The sequence below is a fragment of the Stenotrophomonas sp. YJH_SMC_36 genome, from assembly GCF_059369935.1.
The window spans coordinates 74,828-98,657 of the sequence record NZ_JCAFTD010000003.1; the positions used below are offsets into that span (position 1 = coordinate 74,828).

Consider the following 23,830-nt stretch of genomic DNA (forward strand, 5'->3'; position numbering starts at 1 on the left):
GATGGCCGCCCCCCAAGGTGCGCCGCACTGGGCCGACATCGGTGAATCCACATCGGTGGCCGGCGTGTTGTTCCTGTGCTGGGTGCATCGGTGGTTCGGGCGCTGGCCGTTCCGCCTGTGCGTGTGGCCGGTGGTGCTCTGCCACTGGCTGGGCAACCGCGTGGCCCGGCAGGCATCACTGCAGTATCTACAGCGCTTGCAGGCACACAGTGGCGCGCTGGGCCGCGAGCCGACGCGGCGCGACAGCCTGCGCCATTTCTTCGCGTTCGCCGACACCCTGCTGGACAAGATCCTCGGCCTGGGCGGACGCTATCCGCCCGAGCGCATCCAGCTGCGGCGCGATCTGGTGCTGGACAGGATCGCACGCCGCGAAGGCGGGCTGATCCTGACCGCCCACATCGGCTGCCTGGAGTTGTGCCAGGTGCTGGCCGAACAGGTGCCGGGGTTCCGCATCACCGTGCTGGTGCACACCGCGCACGCGCAGCGCTTCAACCGCCTGCTGCAGCGGTTGGACCCGCTGGCAACGGTGGAACTGGTGCAGGTCACCGCGATGGGGCCGGCCACGGCGATGATGCTGTCCGAGCGCGTGGCTGCCGGTGGCTTCGTGGCCATCGTCGGCGACCGCACGCCAGTGCAGGGTGGACGCAGCGTCACCGCGGATTTTCTCGGCCACCGTGCCCCGTTCCCCATCGGTGCCTACGTGCTGGCGGCGGCACTGGGCTGCCCGGTGTACACCATGGCCTGCCTGCATGAAGGCCAGGGGTACCGGGTCGCCTTCGAGCAGTTCGCCGATCGCATCGTGCTGCCGCGTGGCTCGCGGGACGCGGCACTGGCAGGGCAGGCGCAGCGTTTCGCGCAGTGGCTCGAACTGCAGGTCATCCAGTCCCCGCTGGACTGGTTCAATTTCTTCCCCTTCTGGGATCAGGCTCCGCATGACGACTGACGCCGTACCCGTGTGCCGCTTTGGCGACGCACCGTTGACCATCGAAGACGTGGTGGCGCTGGCCCATCGCCAGTGCGAGGCCGCGCTGAGCGAGGCCCCGGCCTTTCGTGCCCACATCCAGCGCGGTGCCGATTTTCTCGACCGCCTGCTGCGCGAGGACGGGGTGATCTACGGCGTGACGACCGGCTACGGCGATTCGTGCACGGTGAACATCCCGCCGGCGCTGGTGGCCGAGTTGCCGCACCACCTGTACACCTACCATGGCTGCGGACTGGGCCGTTACCTGGACCCGGCCGAGACCCGCGCAGTGCTGGCTGCCCGTCTGGCGTCGCTGGTGCGTGGCATGTCCGGTGTCAGCGTAGCCCTGCTGGAAGGCCTGGCCACACTGTTGCGGCATGACGTGCTGCCGATGATCCCGGCGGAGGGATCGGTCGGCGCCAGCGGTGACCTGACGCCGCTGTCATACGTGGCGGCGGTGCTGTGCGGCGAGCGCGAGGTCCTGCACGATGGCCGCGTGCAACCGGCTGCCGGAGTACTGGCGAGCATCGGCATGGTCCCGCTGAAGCTGCGGCCGAAGGAAGGCCTTGCGATCATGAACGGCACTGCGGTGATGACCGGCCTGGCCTGCCTGGCCTGGCAGCGTGCCGACTACCTGGCGCGCCTGGCCACCCGCCTGACCGCATTCAACGTGCTGGCCAGCGACGGCAACGCGCACCATTTCGACGAGACCCTGTTCGCGGCCAAGCCGCATCCGGGCCAGGCCCGCATCGCCGCACGGCTGCGCCGCGACCTGCACAGCGAACGGCCGCCGCGCAACGAACAGCGCCTGCAGGATCGTTACTCGCTGCGGTGCGCCCCGCACGTGATCGGCGTGCTGGAAGACAGCCTGCCCTTCCTGCGGCAGCTGATCGAAACCGAGCTGAACAGCGCCAACGACAACCCGCTGATCGATGCCGACGGCGAGCGCATCCTGCACGGCGGCCACTTCTACGGCGGCCATATCGCACTGGCAATGGACACGCTGAAGAACACCGTGGCCAACCTTGCCGACCTGCTCGACCGGCAGCTGGCGCTGGTGGTGGATGCGCGATACAACCACGGCCTGCCCGCCAATCTGTCGGCGGCTACCGGCCCGCGGGCAGCAATCAACCACGGGCTGAAGGCACTGCAGATCAGCGTCTCGGCGTGGACCGCCGAAGCGTTGAAGCAGACCCTTCCGGCCAGTGTGTTCTCGCGCTCGACCGAATGCCACAACCAGGACAAGGTCAGCATGGGCACCATCGCCGCGCGCGACTGCCTGCGTGTGATCGAACTGACTGAACAGGTGGTGGCGGCGATGCTGATCGCCGCCCGCCAGGGCCTGGCACTGCGCGAGCGGGTTGGCCTGAACGCGCAGCTGCATGGCAGTCTGGCCGACATGTATGTGGACCTGGGGCAGCGCATCGCGCTGGTCGAGGAAGACCGCGCGCTGGATCGCGAACTGCGGGAGCTGCTGGTGGAGATCCGCGCGCAACGTTGGGAACTGTATTCCGGTGAATGACCTGGTCTGTGAAATCGAGCTGCGCCCCGCCTTCCACGACTGCGATCCGATGAACGTGGTCTGGCATGGCAACTACTTCAAGTATCTGGAGATTGCCCGGTGTGCGCTGCTGCAGCGCCACGACTACGACTACCCGCAGATGCTCGCATCGGGCTACCTGTGGCCGGTGGTCGATGCGCGCGTGAAATACGTGCGACCGCTGCTGTTCAACCAGCGGCTGCTGGTGCGTGCACGCATCGTCGAATGGGAGAACCGGCTGAAGATCGACTACGAGATCCTGGATGCGGAGAGCGGCCAGGTGGCCACCCGGGCCATGACCATCCAGGTCGCGGTGGATGCCGCCAGCAAGGAGATGCTGTACCAATGCCCGCCGGTACTGTGGGAACGTCTGGGAGTGCCCGCGCCATGAACATGCTCGCCCGTCTTCCAGGCGTGCTGCTGTGCGCGCTGCTGCTGGTGGCCGCACCGCGTGTACAGGCAGCCGATCCTGCCGTCGACGCGATCACCCAGGCGGTGGCGCGTCCGGAGGTGCTGCGTGGCCAGTTCAGCCAGGAAAAGCAGGTCAGTGGCTTCAGGAATCCGCTGCGCTCGCACGGCCGGTTCGTGGTCGCGCGCCAGCACGGTGTGATCTGGACCACGCTCACGCCGTTCCCCTCCGAGGTGGTGGTCACCGCCGACCGCATCCTCAGCCGCCAGCGCGATGGCAGCACCCGCGTTGAACTCGATGCACGGCAGCAGCCGGCGATGCGCTCGGTGAATGCGATCATGTTCGCGCTGATGAGTGGCGACGTGCAGGCACTCTCCGGCCAGTTCAACGTGGCGGCCAGCCGTGAAGGGCAGGGCTGGCGCCTGCGTTTGACACCGAAGTCGGCGATGCTGGCCAAGGCCTTCGAGTCGCTGACGCTGCAGGGTGACCGCTATGTGCGCCAGGTCGAGATCGTCGAGGCGAACAAGGACCGCACGCAGATCCAGTTCAGCGCGTTGAGTGAAGCCCCCGCCACGCTGAACCCCGACGAGGCGCGCCGCTTTGAGTGACGCCGTGGCGTTGAACGCACCGGACCGGTTGCGGCGTTGGTGGCATTGGCTGGGCATCGCCTGGCTGGTGTTGCTGCTGGTACTGGGCGTGCAGCAGTGGCGACTGTGGAGCCAGGAGTCGCGGATCGATACCGACATCCTCGCGCTGTTGCCGCAGGATGCACATGACCGCCTGTTGAGCGATGTCACCCGGCGCATCGCCGATGGCAGTTCGCGGCAGGTGGTGGTGCTGCTCGGCAGCCAGGATGGCGCCGCCGCCAAGCGGGCGCAGGCCGCGTTCGCTGCGGCCATGGCTGGAGATGCCGAGAGCGCTTTGCTGGTGCCCAGTGGGTCCATTGAAGGCTGGTTCGACGAGGCGCGTGCGTTCTACGCGCCGTATCGCGACCGCCTGCTGACCCCGGCCCAGCGTGACCAGCTGCAGAGCACGGAAACCGGTGCGCTGGCCGAACAGGCACTCGCCGCGCTGTACGGGCCGATGGGTGCGCCGCGGCTCACCGAATGGCGGCAGGATCCGCTGTCGTTGTGGCCGCAGTGGTGGCAGCAGCAGGCGCAGGGTTCGGGCTTGCGGCTGGGTGATGATGGCCTGCTTGAAGCCGAGGGCAAGCATTGGGCGGCGCTGCAGTTCGATACGCCGGGTTCGGCGTTCCAGCTCGATGGCGAGCGCCATCTTGATGGCCTGCTGGAGCGGGCCGGGAAGGCGGCCAGGGCCGCAGCGCCTGAGCTGGAAATCCTGCATGCCGGCGTGCCGCTGCACGCCGAAGCCGCTGCGGTGCAGGCCAACCGCGAGATCAACACCATCGGTTGGGGCTCGCTGGCCGCGGTACTGCTGCTGGTGTGGCTGGCGTTCCGTTCGCTGCGGCCGATCCTGCTGGTGGCCGCGTCGCTGCTGATCGGTTGCGGCGTGGCGCTGGCGGTGACCGTGCTGGTGTTCGGCAAAGTGCACGTGCTGACCCTGGTGTTCGGTGCATCGCTGGTGGGTGTAGCGGAGGACTACGGCATCCACTGGTTTGCGTCGCGCCAGGCCGAACCGGCCGACCGTCGCTGGAAGCTGCTGCGGCATCTGCTGCCCGGCCTGTGGCTGGCGCTGTTGACCAGTGCGCTGGCCTACCTCGCGTTGGGCCTGGCTCCGTTCCCGGGCCTTCGCCAGATGGCGCTGTTCTCGGTGGTGGGCCTGGCAGCAGCGTTCCTCACGGTGATCTTCTGGTTCCCGTGGCTCGACGGTGGCGAGATCCGCCAGACCCGCTTCTCGCACTGGCTGGGCAATACGCTGGAACGTTTCCCGCGCCTGCACGGCCGGCGCCCGGTGGCGATCTTCGTGGTGGCGGCGCTGGCGTTGTCCGCGGTGGGCATCGCGCGCCTGCAGAGCAACGACGACCTGCGCAGCCTGCAGTCGTCTCCACCGGCGCTGATGGCCCAGCAGATCCGCCTGAGCCAGCTGCTGGGCATGCCCAGCCCGGCACAGTTCTACCTGGTGCAGGGCAGCGATGCCGCCCAGCTGTTGCAGCGCGAAGAGGCGTTGACCGAACGCTTGCGCGTACTGGCCGATGACAAGCGCATTGGTGGCTACCGCGCGATCAGTGACTGGCTGCCATCACCGGCCCGGCAGCAGGCCGATGCTGCGCTGACCGCGAAGGTGGAGCCCGGCGTGCTGTCGGCCGTGTCCGAAGCCGTGGGCGAGCCGCTGCAGCGGCCGCAGTTTGCCGCAGCGCCGCTCACCGCCGACGCCTTCCTGGCCTCGCCAGCCTCGCAGCCGTTCCGCCACCTGTGGGTGGGTAAGGTCGGTGGGCAGATGATCAGCGTGGTGATGGTCGATGACCTGTCGCGTGCCGATGCTCTGGCCACGCTGGAACGTGCCGCCGAAGGTCTGCCCGGCGTGCGCTGGGTGGACCGAACCTCCGATTTCTCCACGCTGCTGGGCCATTACCGCAAGCTGATGGGCGGGCTGCTGCTGGTCGGCATCGCACTGGTGTTCGGCGCGCTGTGGCTGCGCTATCGCCGCCAGGCCTGGCGCGTGTTCGCCCCGACCCTGATCGCCGGTGCGCTGACCCTGGGCCTGCTGGGCCTGTTCGGCCAGCCGCTGCAGCTGTTCAACGTGCTGGCGCTGATGCTGCTGCTGGGCATGGGCATCGACTATGGCATCTTCCTGATCGAGCATCGTGGCGACGCCAGTGCATGGCTGGCGGTGTGCGTGGGTGCGGCCAGTACCTGGCTGTCGTTCGGCCTGCTGGGCCTGTCGCAGACTCCGGCGCTGCGCGCGTTCGGCCTGACCCTGCTGTTCGGTATCGGGCTGGTCTGGCTGATCTCGCCGCTGTTCCGGCCGCCGCCGCATGATCTGCCGGCGGCCTGAGTCCGCCTTCGGCTCTGCTTCTCTCCCTCTATCGAGCAACAAGGACGCCCCGATGAGTACTGCTGTGGATGCTGTCGAACGCACCGAAATCCTGATCATCGGCGCCGGACCGGCCGGTTCCGTTGCTGCTGCGATGCTGCGCCGGCAGGGTCGCCAGGTGTTGATGATCGAACGCCAGCAGTTCCCGCGTTTCTCGATCGGTGAAAGCCTGCTGCCGCAGAGCATGGAGTACATCGAAGCGGCAGGCCTGTTGCAGGATGTGGTCGAAGCCGGCTTCCAGCACAAGAATGGCGCGGCCTTCGTGCATGGCCAGGCGCGTACCGCATTCGACTTCAGGAAGAAGTTCTCGCCCGGCTGGGGCACCACCTACCAGGTGCAGCGCGCCGACTTCGACAACGTGCTGGCGCGGGGCGCCGAGCGGATGGGTACCACGCTGCGTTTCGGCGACGAGGTGCTGTCGGTCGAGCCGGGCGAGCAGCCTGCCGTCAACGTGCGCCGTCCCGATGGCAGTGAGTACCGCATCGAGGCCGATTTCATCCTCGACGCCTCCGGCTTCGCGCGGTTGCTGCCGCGCCTGCTGGATCTGGAGTCACCCTCCAACTTCCCGGTGCGTGGCGCGATCTTCTGCCACGTGCGTGACAACATTCCGGCCGAAGCGGACTTCGACCGCAACAAGATCCTCATCACGACCCACCCCGAGCACATCGACGTCTGGTACTGGACGATCCCGTTCTCCAACGGCTGCTGCTCGCTGGGCGTGGTGGCTGAGCCCTCGTTCTTTGATCGCTACGAAGGCGACGACCTGCAGAAGCTGCAGGCCATCGTCGGCGAGGATCCGAACCTGACCCGCCTGCTGGCCAATGCCGAATGGGCGGTGCTGCCGGTACGCCGCATCACGGGCTATTCGGCCAATGTCCGTTCGCTGTGGGGCCCGGGCTATGCGCTGCTTGGCAACGCTGGCGAGTTCCTCGACCCGGTGTTCTCCTCGGGCGTGACCATTGCCTTCAAATCGGCGCAGCTGGCCAGTGAGTGCCTGGCGCGCCGTTATGCCGGGCAGGCTGTGGACTGGGAGGCCGAGTTCTCCGTTCCGCTGCGTGCCGGCGTGAAAACCTTCCGTCGTTTCGTCGAAAGCTGGTACCAGGGCGGCTTCCAGAAGATCATCTACCACCCCGACCCGCAGCCGGACGTGCGCGACATGATCAGTTCCATCCTGGCCGGATACGCCTGGGACACCAACAACCCCTACGTGGCCGACCCCAGCGGCCGTCGCATGCGCGTGCTGGAGGAACTGTGCGGCGCCTGATGGCCCTTTCCGCTGCAGTGCTGCTGTGCCTGCTGCTGGTTGCCTGTACCGGGCGCATGCCACGCCCGCAGGTGCAGCTGCCACCGCTGCGGCTGTCGCCGGCCAGCCTGCCAGCGCCGCTGGCACTGCAGCAGCAGCTGCATTTCCGGTTCGGCAGCCATGAGCGCGATCTCGATGCGCTGCTCGAAGCCGACGCACAGCAGGTGCGGCTGGCGGTGCAGGCCATGGGCCAGACCGGCGTGCGCCTGCAGTGGGATGGCCGGCAACTGACCCAGCAGCGTGCGCCGTGGTTGCCGCCGCAGGTGCGTGCCGAACGCGTACTGGATGACCTGCAGTTCGCGTTGTGGCCGACCGCGGCGATCGCTGCGGCATTGCCGGCGGGCTGGGAGGTCAGCGATGACGGCCGCCAGCGCAGCCTGTCCCGCAGCGGTACGGTCTGGCTGCAGCTGCGGCGCCTGGACGATGGCAGCGTCCAGCTGGAGAACCGTGCCGAGGGTTACGCCCTGCGCATCGAATCGATCGACATGGCCGGGCAGGCGCGATGAATACACCGATCTACCTGAACGACCTCGGCCTGGTCTGCGCGCTGGGCGAAGGCCGCGGCGCCGTGGCATCGGCGATGTTCGCCGATGCTCCGGGCGGCCTGAGCGACAACGACCGCCTGCTGCCGGGGCGTACCCTGGCGCTGGGTGAAGTGCGCACGCCACTGCCGACGCTGGAAGACCTGCCGGTGTCCCTGCGCGGGCGCAACAATGCATTGCTGGAGGTCGCACTGGCGCAGATCGCGCCTGCGGTGAGCGCGGCCATTGCACGCCATGGCGCCGATCGGGTGGCCGTGGTGCTGGGCACCAGCACCTCCGGCATCGGCGAATCGGAGCAGGCACTGCGGACCCATGCGGAGCAGGGCTGCTGGCCTGAAGGTTTCGATTACGCACAGCAGGAAATGGGCACCACCGCGCAGTTCGTGCGTCAGCGCAGCGGCGCGCAGGGCCCGGCGTGGACCCTGTCCACTGCCTGTTCGTCCAGTGCCAAGGCGCTGATGTCGGCCGCGCGAATGCTGCGTGCCGGCACCGTCGATGCGGTCATCGCCGGGGGGGCCGACTCGCTGTGCCGCTTCACCGTGGCAGGCTTCAATGCGCTCGAATCGGTCTCGGCAGTGCGCTGCAATCCCTTCTCGCAGCATCGTGCCGGGATCAACATCGGCGAGGGCGCTGCGCTGTTCCTGCTGACCCGCGAACCTGGCCCGGTATGCCTGGCCGGATGGGGCGAGTCCGCCGATGCACATCACATGTCGGCGCCGGATCCGCAGGCCCTTGGCGCCATCGACGCCCTGCAGCAGGCGCTGCATCGTGCCGGCTGGTCGCCCGCCGATGTCGACTACGTGAACCTGCACGGCACTGCCACCGGCCACAACGATGCGATGGAAAGCCTGGCGGTGGCGCAGGTACTGGGCAATGACGTTCCCTGTAGTTCCACCAAGCCACTCACCGGCCACACCCTGGGTGCGTCGGGGGCGATCGAGGCGGCGCTGTGCTGGATCGTGCTTGCCGAGAACGGCCGGCAGCAGCTGCCACCGCACTGGTGGGATGGCATCGCTGATCCGGCGCTGCCGCCGTTGCCGCTGGTGGCGCCGGCCACCTGCCTGGCGCAGCCGCCCCGGCGCGTGCTGAGCAACTCGTTCGCCTTCGGCGGCAGCAACGCCGTGCTGGCACTGGAGTGCGGATGAATACGGTGTATGCCATTGAAGACGTGGTGCCCCACCGGCAGGACATGTGCCTGCTGGAGCGCATCGTGCACTGGGACGAGGACGGCATCGAGGCCGAGCTGGTCGTGCTGGCGAGCGGGCTGTTCGTCGAGGATGGGCACGTGCCGGCCTGGATCGGCATCGAATACATGGCGCAGGCCATCGCGGCCTGGGCCGGCTGCCGTGCACGCGCTGCCGGCAACCGGCCGCAGCTCGGATTCCTGCTGGGCAGTCGCCGTTATGGCAGCCAGCGCAGCGGTTTTCCGGTGGGCAGCCGCCTTCGCGTACAGGCGCGCTGCGAGCTGTTGGGCGACAATGGACTGGGGATGTTCGCCTGCCGGATCCTGGCAGGCGACGAAGAATGGGCGACCGCCAACGTGTCGGTGTACGAACCTGCCGACGCGATGGCCTATCTGGAGAGTGGACAGGCATGACAGGGAATCGGAGCGTGCTGGTCACCGGCGCCAGCCGGGGCATCGGCCGGGCCATCGCGCTGCGCGTCGCGCGCGATGGGTTCGATGTAGCCGTGCACTGCCGCAGCCGCGTGGACGAGGCGCAGGCAGTGGTGGACGAAATCCAGGCACTGGGCCGGCAGGCCCGCGTGCTGGCGTTCGATGTGGCCGACCGGGATGCAGCACGCGGCGCATTGGAGGCCGATGTCGAGGCGCACGGCGCGTACTACGGCGTGGTGTGCAATGCCGGCATCGCCCGCGACGGCGCATTTCCTGCGTTGTCGTCCGAAGACTGGGACCAGGTCATCCACACCAACCTGGACGGCTTCTACAACGTGCTGCATCCGCTCATCATGCCGATGGTGCGGCGGCGCCGGCCCGGTCGCATCGTCACCCTGTCGTCGGTGTCCGGGCTGGCCGGCAACCGCGGCCAGGTCAACTACAGCGCGGCCAAGGCCGGCATCATCGGTGCCACCAAGGCGCTGGCGCTGGAGCTGGCGAGCCGCCAGATCACCGTCAACTGCGTGGCCCCGGGCCTGATCGAGACCGAAATGCTCAACGATGAAGTGGTCGAACACGCCCTGAAGCTGATTCCGGCCGGCCGCGTGGGGCATCCCGATGAGGTGGCCGCAACGGTCGCGTTCCTGCTGTCCGAGCCGGCCGGCTACATCACCCGGCAGGTGATCTCGGTCAACGGGGGCATGCTCTGATGGCCGCTGATCGTCGCGTGGTGGTGACCGGTGCCGCTGCCATCAGTCCGCTTGGCCACGACTGGCCCACCATCCACGCGCACCTGCGCAGCTGCCGCAACGCAGTGCGCACCATGCCGGAATGGGACGTCTACGCGGGCCTGAACACCAAGCTGGCCGCGCCCGCGCAGGACTTCACGCTGCCGCCGAACTACAACCGCAAGACCACCCGCTCGATGGGCAAGGTCGCGATCATGTCGGTGCGCGCCACCGAGATGGCCCTGCGCGAGGCCGGCCTGCATGAGCATCCGGTGCTGCGCAGCGGCCGCACCGGCGTGGCCTACGGTTCGTCCTCCGGCAGCCACGAAGCGACCGGCGAGTTCGGCCGCATGCTCAACGAGTTCACGACCGATGGCATCAGTGCCACCACGTACCTGAAAATGATGAGCCATACCGCGCCGGTCAACATCGGCGTGTTCTTCGGCCTGTCCGGGCGTGTCTACACCACCTCCAGCGCCTGCACGTCAGGCAGCCAGGGCGTCGGAGCGGCGTATGAAGCCATCCGCAGCGGCAAGCAGACGGTGATGGTGGCCGGCGGTGCCGAGCAGCTCGACGCCACCGCTGCAGCGGTGTTCGACACCCTGTTCGCCACCAGCGTGCGCAACGATGCGCCGCAGTCGACGCCGCGGCCCTTCGATGCAGGCCGCGACGGCCTGGTACTGGGCGAGGGCGCCTGCACGCTGATCCTGGAGGACATGGAGCACGCCCTCGCACGCGGTGCGTCCATCCTTGCCGAGGTGGTCGGCTACGGAACCAACAGCGACGGCCAGCACGTCACCCAGCCCAGCGCCGACACCATGGCCCAGGCCATGCGCCTGGCCCTGGAGGACGCCGGGCTCGACGCGGCGCGGATCGACTACGTCAACGCCCACGGCACCGCCACCGATCACGGCGACATCGCCGAGACACAGGCCACCGCGCAGGTGTTCGGCAGCCGCGTACCGATCAGCTCGCTGAAGAGCTACGTCGGGCATATGCTCGGCGCGTGCGGAGCGTTCGAAGCCTGGCTGAGCATCGAGATGATGCGTGCCGGCTGGTTCGCGCCGACCCTCAACCTGGCCGAGGTCGATCCGCGCTGCGGCCAGCTGGACTTCATCACCGGGCACGGCCGCGATCTGCAGGCCGAGTACGTGATGAGCAACAACTTCGCCTTCGGCGGCATCAATACCTCGCTGGTATTCCGCCGCTGGAGCGAATGACCCCCGCACCCCATCCGCACCACCCCCAACGCACCCCGGACAAGGAGATGTTTCGATGCGCCGCACCCTGATGATCGCCAGTGCCACCCTTCTGCTGGCTGTGACTGCCACGGCTTCCGCCCGTGACACCCGAGTCGAGCAGTCCCTGCAGGAACTTGTCAGCTCGCAGGCCGCCCGCGATGCCGGCATCGATGGCAGCGTGCGCTTCTATCTGGCCGGGCAGCCGGTCAGCGTGCAGCAGCGTCTGGGTGAAGACGTCACCAACCGGAAGACCAACGCCGCCAACAAGAGCGATGCCGAAGCCTGCCGCTGGGTGGCGCTGTCGGCGCTGCGCGCACTGCAGGACGGCGCCCGCTCGCGTGGCGCCAATGCGGTGGTCGACATCGTCAGCTACTACAAGAAGAACGAGTTCAGGAGCGCGAGCAACTACGAGTGCTGGGCGGGCACGTTCGTGGCCGGCGTCGCCCTGAAGGGCACCTACGCCAAGGTCAAGTAAGCATCCGTGTGGCGGCGGCCGAGGCTGAACGCCGCCGCCACATTGCTGAACCCCGCCGGGGAAACGCCGTCGATCCTGCCGGCATCGTCGGCCGACGGCTTTCCCCGGTGTCGGCTTTCCGACACAATCAGGGCTCTTCCCGGGTTATCGTCCCGTGGACATGCACGCCTACGTCTATAAAAGCCAACTCAAGCCGGACACCTTCGTCTACGTTCCCCGACGCGATGACTTCAGCGCGCTGCCTGCGCCGCTGGTGGCGTCGCTGGGCACGCTCACCTTCGTCCTGGACGTGGCCCTGGAGCCGCAGCGCCGCCTCGCCCAGGCCGATCCGGCCAAGGTGCGCAGCGAAATGAGCGAACGCGGGTTCTACCTGCAGGTGCCGCCGTCGGTGACCAGCATGATGCCGCGCCACAATGACTGAGCTTTCCCGTCCGCGCGCCCTGTCGATCGCCTTCGTCCTGGGTACCCTGCTGGCGCTGGGTGCCGCCGTCGGCGGCCTGCCGGGGGCGGTGCTTGCTGCGCTGGCGCAGCCGGCGTATGCCCTGGGCATTTCGTGGTGGCGGCGCAGCCGTGCGGTACTGCCGCCGAAGTTGATCGCGCAGCAGGACCTGCCGGCCCTGCTGGCGCTGTGGACCGCCGCGCCGGTACTGCTGGCCCTGCTGCTGGCCTGGCCGCTGGCGGCACTGCGCGACAGCGGCAGCCTGGCGGCGGTGCTCGGGCTGAGCGTGCTGGTCAGTGCCGGTTTGCTGGCGGCCTGGCGTACGTGGCCGCTGTGGAATGATGTCGAGCGGCTGGATGGCAGCCTGGCGCAGCACTGGCAGGCGTTGGCCGGCCGTGACCTCACCGCCTGGCGTGGCCTTGTCGTGGCCGCGCTGGTGATCGCGCTGGCCGCACTGGTGGTGTTGCCGGCATGGCCAGGGCTGCTGCCGGAAAGCGCGCGCTGGCCCGCCACGTTGACCGTGCTGCTGGGGTCACCGTTGCTGCATCTGCTGCTGCAGCGGGTCGCACCGGCGCCACTGGTGTCGCTGCGCGTGAACCCGGGCCCGCTGGCCGATGCCGGTGCGACACACGCGCCGCTGTTCCCCGCTGCCAGCGAGACCACGCCGCTGGAGGCGATGGCCCCGCAGGAACTGACGCCTGCGCTGCATGAAGCGGCGCGCCACGGTCGCATCGACCGGGCGCTGCAGCTGCTGCAGGCCGGCGCGGACCCGCACGCGTTGCCGGACCCGAACTGGCGTGATCAGCGCAGCCTGGCGGTACTGGCGGCGGTGTTGCCGGACCTGCGCCTGCTGCGTGAACTGATTGCCCGCGGGGTCGATGTGAACGCGCCGCACCGGGGCATGACGCCGCTGCTGGCGGCCACCCGCGACAGCTGGCATGGTCGCCCCGAAGCCGTGATGACCCTGCTGGCCAATGGCGCCGATTCTCGCGCTACCGACAGCGAGGGCAACACGCCGCTGCACCACGCGGCTCGAAGCTCCGACCCCGGCGTTGCCGCGCTGCTGCGCGATGCCGCGGCCGAAGTGGATGCACTCAACCACGAGGGCTGGTCCCCGCTGGCCGTGGCCTGCCAGGTAGGCAACTGGCGCCTGGCCCGCTTCCTGCTCGAACGCGGTGCCCGCACCGAGCCGGCGGACGGCACGCCGGTCCTGCTCGCCGCAGCCGCCACCGAAGACGATGATCCGGCCGGCGTGCAGCTGCTGCTCAAGCACAAGGCGCGTGCGGATGCGCGCGACCGCCAGCGTCGCAGCGCACTGCACGAAGCGGCCCTGGCCGGCCACGTTGAAATCATCGGCGTGCTGCTCGCTGCCGGTGCAAACCTGGAAGCACGCGACGCGCTCGGTCGCACGCCGTGGCTGGAGGCCGCGCGTGCCGGTCGCGCCGCCGTCATCGAACACCTCCTGCCGCACAAGCCCGACCTGGTGGCTGTCGATGGCGAGGGCCGCAACGCGGTGCAGCTGGCGGCCATGGCCGATACGGTTTCGCCCCTGCTGGTCAAGCGCCTGGTCGAACTGGGCATCACCGCCGATGCGGCCGATCCGGTCGGTCGGCGTGCGGTCGACTACGCGGCCGAAGCCGGTCGCTGGGCCATCGTCGCGCTGCTTGATCCGTCCTATCCGCTGCCTGCGGCGGTCAGCGATGGCCTGGCCGAGCGCGGTGAGGCCGCCAGCGCCAGTGGCCTGCTGCCTGATCGGCCGCCGCTGACCCTGCTGCGTGAAGCACTGGGCTTCGGCAACACCGACGGCATGGCCGCCCTGGCCAGGCTGTGTCAGCCGCAGGAGCTGGGCAGCCTGCTGCTGGATCCGGAGCTGGCGCTGGAGCCGCGTGCCGTGGATTGGCTGCTGGCCCATGGTGCCGATCCCTATGTGCGAGATGCCTGCGCCGACACGCCGATGTTCGCGCTGCTGTCGCGCGGCGTCGATGCGGTGCCGGCGCTGCAGGTCATGCTGCAGCATGGCCTGTCGCCGGCCGGCCGCGGCGGCCTGGCCCGTTTCCTGGCCGCCTGCGCGCAGCACGATCAGGCGGCCCGCGGACTGGAACAGCTGGCGCTGGAACTGCTGGAGCGGGGTGCTGATCCGTTCGCCGCATCGCCGGCAGGCGATCCGCCGCTGTCGTTGGCGGTGCGCCTGGGCTGGCTGCGCCTGCAGCAGGCCCTGCTCAAGACTGGTGTCGACCGTGAGGCGCGCGACAGCCATGGCATGACCGCCCTGCACCTGGCGACCGCGCTGGCCCGGGAAGGTGCGCTGAAGCTGCTGGTACAGCACGGCGCCTCGCCGGAGGCACGCGCCGCCGATGGCCAGACCCCCCTGGGTGTGGCGCTGTCGAGTGGTCGTCGTGATCTGGCCGACTGGCTGGACTGGCGGGTGTGGCCACTGCCACGCCGTACCCTGCGCGATGCCGACCTGCCCTCTGCGGCGATGGCCGGCGATGTCGATGCGGTGCGTCGCCTGATCGATCTGGGGTTCGCCGTTGATGCCGTGGATGCGCAGGGCTGCACGGCGCTTCTGCGTGCCGCCGGCGGCGGCCATCTGGCGGTGACCGACCTGCTGCTGGCACGGGGCGCCGATCCGCAGCACGCAGCGGCCAGCGGCGCAACGCCGTTGTCGGCCGCGGTCAGTATGCGCCAGGTCGAGATCGTGTCGGCCCTGCTCGATGCCGGTGCCAAGCTCGAACACCGGCTGCCGGGGGGAGTGACCGTGCTGATGCTGGCCTCCGCGCTGGGCCTGCCGGACATCGTCGCGCGCCTGCTGACCGCAGGTGCCGATGTACACGCCGGAGACGCGCAGCAACTGGGCCCGCTGCACTGCGCGGCCCTGTACGGCTTCAGCGCACGTGACCGCCCGCGGTTGCTGGCGTTGCTGGACACGCTGCTGCTGGCCGGTGCCGAACCGGACCAGGCCGCCGCCGGTTCGGTCACACCGCTGCTGCTGCTGCTGGGAGCGCGCGCCGAGCCGGGTACGGCCTGCGACGAGCAGGTGGTGATGGCCGCGGTGGAGCGTCTGCTGGAAGAGGATGTCAGCCTGGACGTGCGCGATCCGCGTGGTTTCGGCCCGCTGCACCTGGCGGCGCTGCACGGCCTGCCGCTGCTGGTACAGCGCCTGCTGCGTGCCGGCGCCGACCCAGACGTGCGGGACAGCCTGAACCGCAGCCCGCGCGAGATCGCCGTGATGCGTGGCTTCATCGACGTTGCCGGCGAGTTCGAGCCGCGCGTACCGGGCGTGTCCTCGATGGCCCGGTTCCTGCGCGACAACGGCTGAGAATCGGGGGTCAGAACCCTTTCCGTTGGAAAGGGCTCTGACCCCGATCATGCGGAATGCCGACGATGCTCGGCAGCCCTTTCGCCGTCAGCGCTGCGTGTCGCCGTCGCTTTCCGCGTCGGCCTCGAACAGATGCATCAGGTCGTTGCGGGCATCGCGCGAGGTCTGGATCACGGCCGCCTCGTCGTCGTACACCAGGTACTGGTCGCGCAGCAGCTGTTCGTCGTGTTCGCGGAAGCGCTGCACATGGCGTTGGGCAACATCGGGTGCCACCCCCAGCGCGGTCAGCACGCGACCGCTCATTTCCAGGCTGGTAGCGAACACTTCGCGGAACGGCTCGGCCGACATGTCCATCAGTCGCCATGCGTGCTGGCGGTTGCGCGCACGTGCCAGCACCTTCGCCTCCGGATACAGGCGCCGCACCATCCGTACCGCACGCAGATTGGTCTCCGGGTCGTCCACGGTGATCACGAACACATCGATATGTTCACCACCGGCGGCGCGCAGCATCTCCGGGCGCGTCGGATCGCCATAGTAGAGCTGGTTGCCGAAGCGACGCAGGTCGGCCACCGTGTCCGGGTTCGCTTCCAGTGCCACGAACGGCACCTTCTGTGCGGTCAGCAGGCGCGCGATCACCTGGCCGACGCGGCCCATGCCGGCAATCAGGACTTTCGGCCGGTTGTCCGGCGCGACCTTGTCGGCGTCGGCCGCGGCGCGCGGGGCCACCTTCTCCTGCCCGAGCAGCCGCATCAGGGCGATCATCAGCAGCGGCGTGATCGCCATCGACAGGCCGACAATGGCCACCAGCCGGTCGTGGTTGGCGTTGCCCAGCAGATGCGCGCGCTGCGCCTCGTTGAACACCACGAAGGCGAACTCGCCGCCCAGCCACAGCACGCTGCCCAGCAGCAGCGATTGCCGCGAACCCAGCCGGGCGATGCGGCCGATGGCATACAGCAGACTGAACTTGACCACCAGCAGGATGGCCACGCCTGCGGCGATCAGCCACGGTTCGGCGGCGATGCGGTCGAGATCGATGCCCATGCCGACGGCGATGAAGAACAGGCCCAGCAGCAGGCCCTTGAACGGCTCGATCTGCGCTTCCAGCTCGTGCCGGAACTCGGAATCGGACAGCAGCACGCCGGCCAGGAACGCACCCAGGCTGGGGCTCAGGCCGGCCTCCTGCATGAACCACGCCGTGCCCAGCACGACCAGCAGGGCGGTGGCGGTGAATACCTCCGGGCTGCGGGTACGGGCGATGACACCGAACAGCCGGCGCAGGACCGGCCGCCCGCACAGGATCACCACGGCCAGCGCGCCCAGCGCCACTGCGGCATCCTCCCAACGCAGCGTCTGGTTCTTGACGCCGCCCAGCAGCGGGATGGCCGCCAGCAGCGGGATCGCGATCAGGTCCTGGAACAGCAGGATGGCAAAGCCGAGCCGGCCGTGGTCGCTGTTGATCGCCTTGTGCTCGGACAGCAGCTGCAGGCCCACGGCCGTGGAGGACAGCGCCAGCGCCACGCCCACCACCAGCGCGCTCTTCCACTGGAAGTGATCGAGCAGCAGCAGGCCGCCCAGTACCAGGCCGGACAGCGCCACCTGCGCGGCACCGGCGCCGAACACCGAGCGCCGCATCACCTTCAGGCGGGCCGGCGACAGTTCCAGCCCGATCACGAACAGCAGCATCACCACGCCGATCTCGGCCGCACCGAGGATGCGGTCGGCGTCCTGCACGAAGCCCAGCCCATCCGGCCCCAGCACCACCCCCGCGGCCAGGTAGCCCAGTACCGCGCCGAAGCCGAAGCGCTTGAACACCGGCACCGCGATGACGGCCGCCAGCAGCAGGACCAGGGCCAGTTCCAGACCGCCGCTATGCATGGGAATACCTGGTCATCGCAGAGGCCTGCCGTACGTGGGTGCGGGGAGGAGAGGGGCGGCGGACGCCGCTGCGACATTATGCGCGCCGCATCGTGCACGCGCGGCAATGGCCGCTGCGGGTTGACCTGCGCGGCCGGCAGGTCCAGACTGCCCGCCGCTGGCGGCCTGCCGCCGGCACACGCATCCCGGAGTTCCCAACCCATGTCCAGCGACAGTAGAAGTCGACCTCGTTCGACGCCAGCGATGGCCACCGCCTGACATCGGGACGGTTCGCCTGCGTTGGCGTTGCGCGAGGTCGCACCCCACAAGGCAAACCGATGAACCAGAAGCAATTGCTGCGTCCAGTGGCCGATGCCGCTGCATTGGCGGCACCGCTGGCGGACTACAACACCGCCGACGCGGTGGAGTTCCTCAACACGCTGGAGCTGCAGCGCGCTGCCGACACGCTGGCGGCGCTGCCGCTGCCGCGTGCAGTGAAGATGCTGGAAGCCCCCGAACTGCATCGCAGCGGCGAGCTGGTGGCCGCGCTGCCACCGGCGCGGGCCGCTGCGCTGCTCGGGCTGATGGCCGACGACCGCGCCACCGACATTGTTCACGAACTGGATGAGGACGAGCGCGCGCGGCTGATCCCGTTGCTGGGCGCCGATGCCCGCCAGGCCATCCAGACGCTGCTCGGCTACCCGCCAAACACGGCCGGTGCGCTGATGACCACCGAGTACGTCGCCGTGCCGGCCAGCTGGACGGTGGCACAGACGCTGCAGCACATCCGCCAGGTCGAGCGCACGCGCGAGACGGTGTACGCGATCTACGTCCTGGACCCGGCCAGCCAGCGTCTGCAGCAGGTGGTGACCATGCGCCGCCTGATCACCGGCCTGCCCGAGGAGTCGATCCTCGAGGTGGCCCAGGTCAATCCGCCAGTAACCGTGGACGCGTTGATGGACCAGGAAGAGGTGGCGCGGCTGATCCGTCGCCACGACCTGCTGGCCATCCCGGTGGTCGATGCCAGCCAGCGGATGCTGGGCATCGTCACCGTGGACGACGTGCTTGATGCGCTGATCGAGGAATCCACCGAAGACGCGCACAAGTTCGGCGGCATGGAAGCGCTGGACAAGCCGTACATGCAGATCGGCTTCCTGGAGATGCTGCGCAAGCGCGCCGGCTGGCTGAGCGTGCTGTTCCTGGGCGAGATGCTGACGGCCAGCGCCATGCAGCACTACGAGGACGAACTGGCACGCGCGGTGGTGCTGACGCTGTTCATCCCGTTGATCATGAGTTCCGGCGGCAACTCCGGCTCGCAGGCCACCTCGCTGCTGATCCGCAGCCTGGCGCTGCGCGAGCTGCGCCTGCGCGACTGGTGGAAGGTGGCCCTGCGCGAGATTCCGACCGGCATGGTGCTGGGTGCCATTCTCGGTGCCCTGGCGATCGTCCGCATCGTCATCTGGCAGCTGGGTGGCCTGCACGACTACGGCGAGCACTGGGTGCTGCTGGCGATCACGATCGGTGCGGCGCTGGTGGGCATCGTCACCTTCGGGTCATTGTCGGGTTCGATGCTGCCGTTCGTGCTCAAGCGGCTGGGATTCGACCCGGCCAGCGCATCCGCCCCGTTCGTGGCCACGCTGGTCGACGTGACCGGGCTGGTGATCTATTTCAGCATCGCCGCGATGATCCTGCGCGGCACGCTGCTGTAGGGCCCTGTCGCCCCGCATGCGGCGGGGCGCCGCATCCCCCGCCTGCTTTGTTGCGCAGGATCATGCGCCTGTTGCGCGGGTGCGTGTACCGTAGGCGCATGAGTACCTACCACCTGCAGTCAGTGTTCCGCCCGCAGTCGGTCGCAGTGATCGGCGGCAGTCCGCGCGAGCGCTCGGCCGGCCGCGCGGTGATGCGCAACCTGCGCGGTACGGGCTTCCCCGGCAAGGTGGCGTGGATCAACCCGCGCCACGCCGAAATCGATGGCATCCGCACGGTGAAGCGGCTGAAGGATCTGGACTGGGTGCCGGATCTCGTGGTGATCACCGCGCCGGCCGCCATCGTGCCGCAGGTGGTGCGTACCGCGGCCGAGCGGGGCGTGCAGGCGGCGATCATCCTCACCGCGCATCTGGGGGATGGCCCGGGTTCACTGTCGGCGCAGGTGGAGGCCGTGGCCCGCCGGCACGGTCTGCGCATCCTGGGCCCGCATTGCCTGGGTGTGATCGCGCCGCATGCACGGCTCAACGCCAGCATCGCCGCACACTTCCCGCAGGCTGGCGATCTTGCGTTGATCTCCGAATCCTCGGCGATTGCCGCGGCGCTGGTGGAATGGGGCGTGGCGCGCTCGGTGGGTTTCTCCGCCGTGGTCTCGCTGGGCGATACGCTGGACGTCGACTTCGGCGATCTGCTGGACTATTTCGCCACCGATTACCGCACGCGCGCCATCCTGCTCTACGTCGAACAGATCAAGGACGCGCGCAAATTCATGTCGGCGGCGCGTGCGGCCGCGCGCGCCAAGCCCGTGGTGGTGGTGAAGTCCGGCCGCAGCGAGCGCGTGCAGCCTGGCAGCCGCGATACCCATGTGCAGGCGCTTGCACGAGCCGATGATGTCTACGGCGCTGCGTTCAACCGCGCCGGCCTGCTGCGCGTGGGTGCCCTGGACGAGCTGTTCACCGCCGCAGAGACCCTGGGCCGGCTGGGTACCTTCCCGGGCCGTCGGCTGGCCATCCTCAGCAATGGGGGCGGCGTCGGCCGGCTGGCCGTGGACCAGCTGGCCGCGCTGCGCGGAACCCTGGCGAACCTGTCCGACAGCACGGTCGAAAAGCTCGATGCGGTGCTGCCGCAGGGCTGGTCGCGCAGCAATCCAGTGGATATCGTGGTGGATGCCGATGGTGATCGCTATGCCGCGGCCATCGAGGCCCTGCTGGCCGACAACGAGAACGATGCGGTGATGGTGGTCAACGTACCGACGGCGTTCACCTCCTCGGCCGACGCCGCGCAGGCGCTGACCCGCACGCTCGGCCTGCGCCCGCGCCACCATCGTGACAAGCCGGTGTTCGCCGTGTGGCTGGGCAACGATGACCAGGCCACCGCCACGCTCAATGCGGCGCGCGTGCCGACCTATCCCACCGAAGCCGAAGCGGTACGTGGCTTCCAGCATCTGGTGCGCTATCGGGAAGCGCAGAACGCACTGATGGAAACCCCGCCGAGCCTGCCGCAGGACTTCAGCGTGGATGCGGCCGCGGCGCGCACGCTGGTCGAGGCCGCGCTGGCCAACGGCCAGCAGTGGCTGGACCCGTTGGCCACGCACGAGCTGCTGAAGGCCTATGGCATTCCCTCCGCGCCGGTGATGCATGCGCGCGACGCGCACGAGGCCATGGATCTGGCGCAGCCGCTGCTGGAGCGGGGTGCGACCGTCGCCTTGAAGATCCTGTCACCGGACATCCCGCACAAGTCCGAAGTGGACGGCGTGCGCCTGAACCTGTCGACGCTGCCGGCGGTGCAGGCTGCGGCCAAGGCGATCCTGTCGCGTGCACGCCAGCTGCGCCCGGATGCACGCATCGACGGTCTGCTGGTGCAGCCGACCATCGTCCGCCCGAAAGCGCGTGAACTGATCGTGGGCATCGCCGATGACGCGACCTTCGGCCCGGTGATCGTGGTCGGTCGCGGCGGCACGGCGGTGGAGGTGATCAACGACAAGGCACTGGCCTTGCCGCCGCTGGATCTGCGCCTGGCCCACGAGCTGATCGGGCGTACCCGTGCGTCGCGGATCCTCAAGGCCTATGGCGATGTTCCCGCTGCCGATGAGCGCGCACTGGCCCTGGCGCTGGTGAAACTGGCGCAGCTGGCCGCCGACATTCCGGAAGTGCGCACGCTGGATATCAATCCGCTGCTGGTCGATGGCAAGGGCATTCTCGCTCTCGATGCACGCGTCGCCATCGCGCCTTCGCGCATCCTGCACAAGGGTCGCGGCCATCCGCGCTTCTCGGTGTTCCCGTATCCGAAGGAGTGGGAGCGCACCATCGAGCTGTCCGATGGCGGTCACGCCTTCGTGCGCCCGGTGCGCCCCGAGGACGACGCGCTGTTCCGCGCGTTCTTTGCCCGGGTCAGCGACGAGGATCTGCGCCTGCGCTTCTTCCAGTCGGTGAAGCACTTCAGCCACGAATTCATCGCTCGCCTGACCCAGCTCGACTATGCGCGCTCGATCGCGCTGGTGGCCATCGAACCGCGCAGCGGCGAGATGCTCGGCGCCGTGCGCCTGCACGCGGATGCGGATTATCACCGCGGCGAGTACGGCATCCTGATCCGCTCCGACCTGAAGGGCCATGGCATCGGCTGGCGCCTGATGGCGATCATGATCGAGTATGCGAAGTGGCTGGGGCTGCACGTGGTCGAGGGACAGGTGCTGCGCGAGAACAGCACCATGCTGGCGATGTGCCAGAGCCTGGGCTTCAAGACCCGGCTGGACCCGGACGACCCGACGGTGATGATGGTGACCCTGCCGGTGCAGCAGGTGGACGTTCCCGAGGTGCCGCCGGTGGCGTGAGGGTTCCTCATCGGCAGCGCCGGGCCGTGCCCGGCGGTCCCCATCGCAATCGCTCAACCACCGCCCTGCGGTAGCACGGCACTCCGGTCACGCCGGTCATCCCATCGGCGGCGTCGTAACGCCGAAGTGATCGTGGCATACCGTCCGTGCGGTTGCGACAATGCGGGCCATGACTGACCGCATCCCCTTGCTGCTGCTCCCCGGCCTGCTCAACGATGCCGAGCTGTGGCGCGCGCAGCTGGCCGACCTGGCCGATATCGCCGAGTGCAGCGTGGGCGACCAGACCCGCGGCGCGACCCTGCAGGCGGTGGCCGAGGATGTACTGGCGCAGGCACCTGCGCGCTTCGCGCTGGCCGGGTTCTCGCTGGGAGGCTTCGTTGCCCAGCAGATCCTGCGCGTCGCACCGGAGCGGGTGCTGCGGCTGGCGCTGATCGACACCTCGATCCACGCCGATTCGCCGGAGCGCGCCGAGCAGCGTCGCAGCCAGCGCGCCAGCGTGCGCCTGCCCGGGAAGTTCCATGGATTCGGTGACGCCCTGATGCGCAGCTACATCGATGCCTCGCGGCTGGACGACTATGTACTGGTGCAGCGCGTGCGCGACATGACGGCGCGTCTTGGCGCGGAGGTGTTCCTGCGACAGAGCGCGCTGGAACGTCGTGACGGCCACGATGTGCTGGCCGGATATCGCGATCCGCTGCTGATCGTGTGCGGTGCCAACGACCGCATCACGCCATTGGCGGTGAGCGAGGAGATGCACGCGCTGGTACCGCACTCGCAGCTGGTGGTGGTGCCCGACTGCGGGCACCTGGCGCCGATGGAGAAGCCGGATGAGGTCAGTGCGGCGATGCGCGGGTGGCTGCTGCAGGACTGAAGGGCCCGCCGGGCATGGCCCGGCGCTACCTGTGGCGATCCGGTAGCGCCGGAGCGCGCCCGGCGGCCCCCATCGCCATCGTCCGGTAGCGCCGGGCCGTGCCCGGCGGCTTCGGCTCAGTCCCAGGCCGGCGCGATGCCTTCCGGATTGGCCAGCCGATGCCCGCGGTCGAGCCTGGCAATCTGTGTCATGTCCTCCTCGGTCAAACGGATGGCCGCCGCTTCCAGATTGGAGGCCAGGTTCTCGCGCCGGGTCGAGGACGGAATCACCGCAAAGCCCTGCTGCAGTGCCCATGCCAGTGCGATCTGTGCCGGCGTGGCCTGGTGGCGGCCGGCGATGGCCTGGATCACCGGGTCCTTGATGACTTCGCCATAGGCCAGGCTCATGTAGGCGGTGACAGGGATGCCGTTTTCCTGCAGGAACTTCACCAGCAGGCGATTCTGCAGGTATGGATGGATCTCGACCTGATTGGTGGCGATGGCGTCGGCGCCGAGGATGCCGATTGCCTTGCGCGTCTGCGCGATGGTGAAGTTGGAGATGCCGATCTCCCTGGTGAGGCCCTGCGCCCTGGCTTCGGCCAGCGCAGGCAGGTACTCCTCCATCGGCACGTCGACCTTGTCGTTCGGTGAGGGCCAGTGGATCAGCGCCAGATCGACATGGTCGGTGCGCAGCTTCTTCAGGCTGTCGTGCAGGCTGGCCAGCAGCGCATCGCGCTTGAACTCGGTGATCCAGACCTTGGTGGTCAGGTAGATCTCGTCACGCGGCACGCCGGATTCGGCGATGGCCTGGCCGACCTCGGCCTCGTTGTCGTAGATCTGCGCGGTATCGATGGCGCGGTAACCGACGTCCAGTGCGTTGCGTACCGAGTCGATCACAGTCTGGCCTTTCAGGCGGAAGGTGCCGAGACCGAAAGCGGGGACAGTCATGGGGGAACTCCAGCTAATGGGGGGAAGGGCGCGGTAGATCCGCACAAGGGTAGGGCAGGGCCTGCATGCATGCCGGCAA

The 23,830-nt window shown here is 68.7% G+C and carries 19 protein-coding genes; 17 read left to right on the forward strand and 2 right to left on the reverse strand.

Annotated features, from left to right (window positions below):
- The first annotated feature begins 1 nt into the window (after window position 1).
- The 14 genes from AC5P76_RS06935 (at window position 2) to AC5P76_RS07000 (ending at window position 15,566) form a co-directional block, all read left to right on the forward strand.
- Window positions 2-943 (forward strand): lysophospholipid acyltransferase family protein, encoded by a 942-nt coding sequence (locus AC5P76_RS06935; RefSeq protein ID WP_053518078.1) that lies wholly within the window; start codon window positions 2-4, stop codon window positions 941-943.
- Window positions 933-2,483: an HAL/PAL/TAL family ammonia-lyase gene (locus tag AC5P76_RS06940; protein ID WP_065181425.1), complete on the forward strand. Its 1,551-nt coding sequence runs from the start codon at window positions 933-935 to the stop codon at window positions 2,481-2,483. Before AC5P76_RS06935 ends, AC5P76_RS06940 begins: the two co-directional genes overlap by 11 nt.
- On the forward strand, window positions 2,476-2,892 hold the full coding sequence (locus tag AC5P76_RS06945) for an acyl-CoA thioesterase (RefSeq protein ID WP_414488004.1): 417 nt from the start codon (window positions 2,476-2,478) through the stop codon (window positions 2,890-2,892). Before AC5P76_RS06940 ends, AC5P76_RS06945 begins: the two co-directional genes overlap by 8 nt.
- Window positions 2,889-3,518, forward strand: a complete 630-nt coding sequence (locus tag AC5P76_RS06950; protein ID WP_065174273.1) for an outer membrane lipoprotein carrier protein LolA — start codon at window positions 2,889-2,891, stop codon at window positions 3,516-3,518. The genes AC5P76_RS06945 and AC5P76_RS06950 overlap by 4 nt, the downstream gene beginning before the upstream one ends.
- Entirely contained in the window at window positions 3,511-5,865 is a 2,355-nt protein-coding gene (locus tag AC5P76_RS06955; RefSeq protein ID WP_253119115.1) for an MMPL family transporter, read from the forward strand. Before AC5P76_RS06950 ends, AC5P76_RS06955 begins: the two co-directional genes overlap by 8 nt.
- Before the next feature lie 52 nt (window positions 5,866-5,917).
- Window positions 5,918-7,168 carry an NAD(P)/FAD-dependent oxidoreductase gene (locus tag AC5P76_RS06960; RefSeq protein WP_065181428.1) on the forward strand — a complete coding sequence of 417 codons (1,251 nt, stop codon included), beginning with the start codon at window positions 5,918-5,920 and terminating at the stop codon, window positions 7,166-7,168.
- Window positions 7,168-7,713, forward strand: a complete 546-nt coding sequence (locus AC5P76_RS06965; protein ID WP_219631760.1) for a DUF3261 domain-containing protein — start codon at window positions 7,168-7,170, stop codon at window positions 7,711-7,713. Before AC5P76_RS06960 ends, AC5P76_RS06965 begins: the two co-directional genes overlap by 1 nt.
- Entirely contained in the window at window positions 7,710-8,894 is a 1,185-nt protein-coding gene (locus AC5P76_RS06970; RefSeq protein ID WP_253119117.1) for a beta-ketoacyl-[acyl-carrier-protein] synthase family protein, read from the forward strand. The genes AC5P76_RS06965 and AC5P76_RS06970 overlap by 4 nt, the downstream gene beginning before the upstream one ends.
- Complete coding sequence (locus AC5P76_RS06975) at window positions 8,891-9,346, forward strand: hotdog family protein (RefSeq protein WP_253119119.1); 456 nt, start codon at window positions 8,891-8,893, stop codon at window positions 9,344-9,346. Before AC5P76_RS06970 ends, AC5P76_RS06975 begins: the two co-directional genes overlap by 4 nt.
- The gene (locus AC5P76_RS06980; RefSeq protein ID WP_053518094.1) at window positions 9,343-10,074 is read left to right on the forward strand and encodes a 3-ketoacyl-ACP reductase FabG2; all 732 of its coding nucleotides are present in this window, start codon (window positions 9,343-9,345) and stop codon (window positions 10,072-10,074) included. The genes AC5P76_RS06975 and AC5P76_RS06980 overlap by 4 nt, the downstream gene beginning before the upstream one ends.
- Window positions 10,074-11,312, forward strand: coding sequence for a beta-ketoacyl-ACP synthase (locus AC5P76_RS06985; RefSeq protein ID WP_065174278.1), 1,239 nt, complete (start codon window positions 10,074-10,076; stop codon window positions 11,310-11,312). Before AC5P76_RS06980 ends, AC5P76_RS06985 begins: the two co-directional genes overlap by 1 nt.
- 55 nt (window positions 11,313-11,367) lie before the next feature.
- Window positions 11,368-11,808 carry a hypothetical protein gene (locus AC5P76_RS06990; RefSeq protein ID WP_053518098.1) on the forward strand — a complete coding sequence of 147 codons (441 nt, stop codon included), beginning with the start codon at window positions 11,368-11,370 and terminating at the stop codon, window positions 11,806-11,808.
- A 160-nt stretch (window positions 11,809-11,968) separates the two neighbouring features.
- The gene (locus AC5P76_RS06995) at window positions 11,969-12,229 is read left to right on the forward strand and encodes a YcgL domain-containing protein (protein WP_053518100.1); all 261 of its coding nucleotides are present in this window, start codon (window positions 11,969-11,971) and stop codon (window positions 12,227-12,229) included.
- Window positions 12,222-15,566: an ankyrin repeat domain-containing protein gene (locus tag AC5P76_RS07000; protein WP_253119121.1), complete on the forward strand. Its 3,345-nt coding sequence runs from the start codon at window positions 12,222-12,224 to the stop codon at window positions 15,564-15,566. The genes AC5P76_RS06995 and AC5P76_RS07000 overlap by 8 nt, the downstream gene beginning before the upstream one ends.
- Window positions 15,567-15,653: 87 nt before the next feature.
- Here AC5P76_RS07000 and AC5P76_RS07005 read toward each other — a convergent pair whose 3' ends face one another.
- Window positions 15,654-17,441, reverse strand: coding sequence for a monovalent cation:proton antiporter-2 (CPA2) family protein (locus AC5P76_RS07005; protein ID WP_065181433.1), 1,788 nt, complete (start codon window positions 17,439-17,441; stop codon window positions 15,654-15,656).
- A 317-nt stretch (window positions 17,442-17,758) separates the two neighbouring features.
- Between AC5P76_RS07005 and mgtE the strand changes: the two genes are divergently transcribed.
- The 3 genes from mgtE (at window position 17,759) to AC5P76_RS07020 (ending at window position 22,825) form a co-directional block, all read left to right on the forward strand.
- On the forward strand, window positions 17,759-19,129 hold the full coding sequence (gene mgtE, locus AC5P76_RS07010; RefSeq protein ID WP_053518107.1) for a magnesium transporter: 1,371 nt from the start codon (window positions 17,759-17,761) through the stop codon (window positions 19,127-19,129).
- Window positions 19,130-19,227: 98 nt separating this feature from the next.
- Window positions 19,228-21,954 (forward strand): bifunctional acetate--CoA ligase family protein/GNAT family N-acetyltransferase, encoded by a 2,727-nt coding sequence (locus AC5P76_RS07015; RefSeq protein WP_111187192.1) that lies wholly within the window; start codon window positions 19,228-19,230, stop codon window positions 21,952-21,954.
- Between the two features lie 169 nt (window positions 21,955-22,123).
- Window positions 22,124-22,825, forward strand: a complete 702-nt coding sequence (locus tag AC5P76_RS07020; RefSeq protein WP_053518111.1) for an alpha/beta fold hydrolase — start codon at window positions 22,124-22,126, stop codon at window positions 22,823-22,825.
- A gap of 116 nt (window positions 22,826-22,941) precedes the next feature.
- On the opposite strand, the gene dkgB is transcribed toward AC5P76_RS07020, so the two are convergent.
- Window positions 22,942-23,751 (reverse strand): 2,5-didehydrogluconate reductase DkgB, encoded by an 810-nt coding sequence (dkgB, locus tag AC5P76_RS07025; RefSeq protein ID WP_253119122.1) that lies wholly within the window; start codon window positions 23,749-23,751, stop codon window positions 22,942-22,944.
- Between the last annotated feature and the right edge of the window lie 79 nt (window positions 23,752-23,830).

Excerpts from the sequence above, each read along its gene's own strand:
- AC5P76_RS06970 (WP_253119117.1), top strand. The coding sequence starts at position 7,710 with ATGAATACACCGATCTACCTGAACGACCTCGGCCTGGTCTGCGCGCTG.
- AC5P76_RS06960 (WP_065181428.1), top strand. The coding sequence starts at position 5,918 with ATGAGTACTGCTGTGGATGCTGTCGAACGCACCGAAATCCTGATCATC.
- AC5P76_RS06995 (WP_053518100.1), top strand. The coding sequence starts at position 11,969 with ATGCACGCCTACGTCTATAAAAGCCAACTCAAGCCGGACACCTTCGTC.
- AC5P76_RS07005 (WP_065181433.1), bottom strand. The coding sequence starts at position 17,441 with ATGCATAGCGGCGGTCTGGAACTGGCCCTGGTCCTGCTGCTGGCGGCC.
- dkgB (WP_253119122.1), bottom strand. The coding sequence starts at position 23,751 with ATGACTGTCCCCGCTTTCGGTCTCGGCACCTTCCGCCTGAAAGGCCAG.
- AC5P76_RS06950 (WP_065174273.1), top strand. The coding sequence starts at position 2,889 with ATGAACATGCTCGCCCGTCTTCCAGGCGTGCTGCTGTGCGCGCTGCTG.
- AC5P76_RS07015 (WP_111187192.1), top strand. The coding sequence starts at position 19,228 with ATGAGTACCTACCACCTGCAGTCAGTGTTCCGCCCGCAGTCGGTCGCA.
- AC5P76_RS06985 (WP_065174278.1), top strand. The coding sequence starts at position 10,074 with ATGGCCGCTGATCGTCGCGTGGTGGTGACCGGTGCCGCTGCCATCAGT.
- AC5P76_RS07000 (WP_253119121.1), top strand. The coding sequence starts at position 12,222 with ATGACTGAGCTTTCCCGTCCGCGCGCCCTGTCGATCGCCTTCGTCCTG.
- AC5P76_RS06990 (WP_053518098.1), top strand. The coding sequence starts at position 11,368 with ATGCGCCGCACCCTGATGATCGCCAGTGCCACCCTTCTGCTGGCTGTG.
- AC5P76_RS06965 (WP_219631760.1), top strand. The coding sequence starts at position 7,168 with ATGGCCCTTTCCGCTGCAGTGCTGCTGTGCCTGCTGCTGGTTGCCTGT.
- AC5P76_RS07020 (WP_053518111.1), top strand. The coding sequence starts at position 22,124 with ATGACTGACCGCATCCCCTTGCTGCTGCTCCCCGGCCTGCTCAACGAT.
- AC5P76_RS06975 (WP_253119119.1), top strand. The coding sequence starts at position 8,891 with ATGAATACGGTGTATGCCATTGAAGACGTGGTGCCCCACCGGCAGGAC.
- AC5P76_RS06940 (WP_065181425.1), top strand. The coding sequence starts at position 933 with ATGACGACTGACGCCGTACCCGTGTGCCGCTTTGGCGACGCACCGTTG.
- AC5P76_RS06935 (WP_053518078.1), top strand. The coding sequence starts at position 2 with ATGGCCGCCCCCCAAGGTGCGCCGCACTGGGCCGACATCGGTGAATCC.
- mgtE (WP_053518107.1), top strand. The coding sequence starts at position 17,759 with ATGAACCAGAAGCAATTGCTGCGTCCAGTGGCCGATGCCGCTGCATTG.
- AC5P76_RS06980 (WP_053518094.1), top strand. The coding sequence starts at position 9,343 with ATGACAGGGAATCGGAGCGTGCTGGTCACCGGCGCCAGCCGGGGCATC.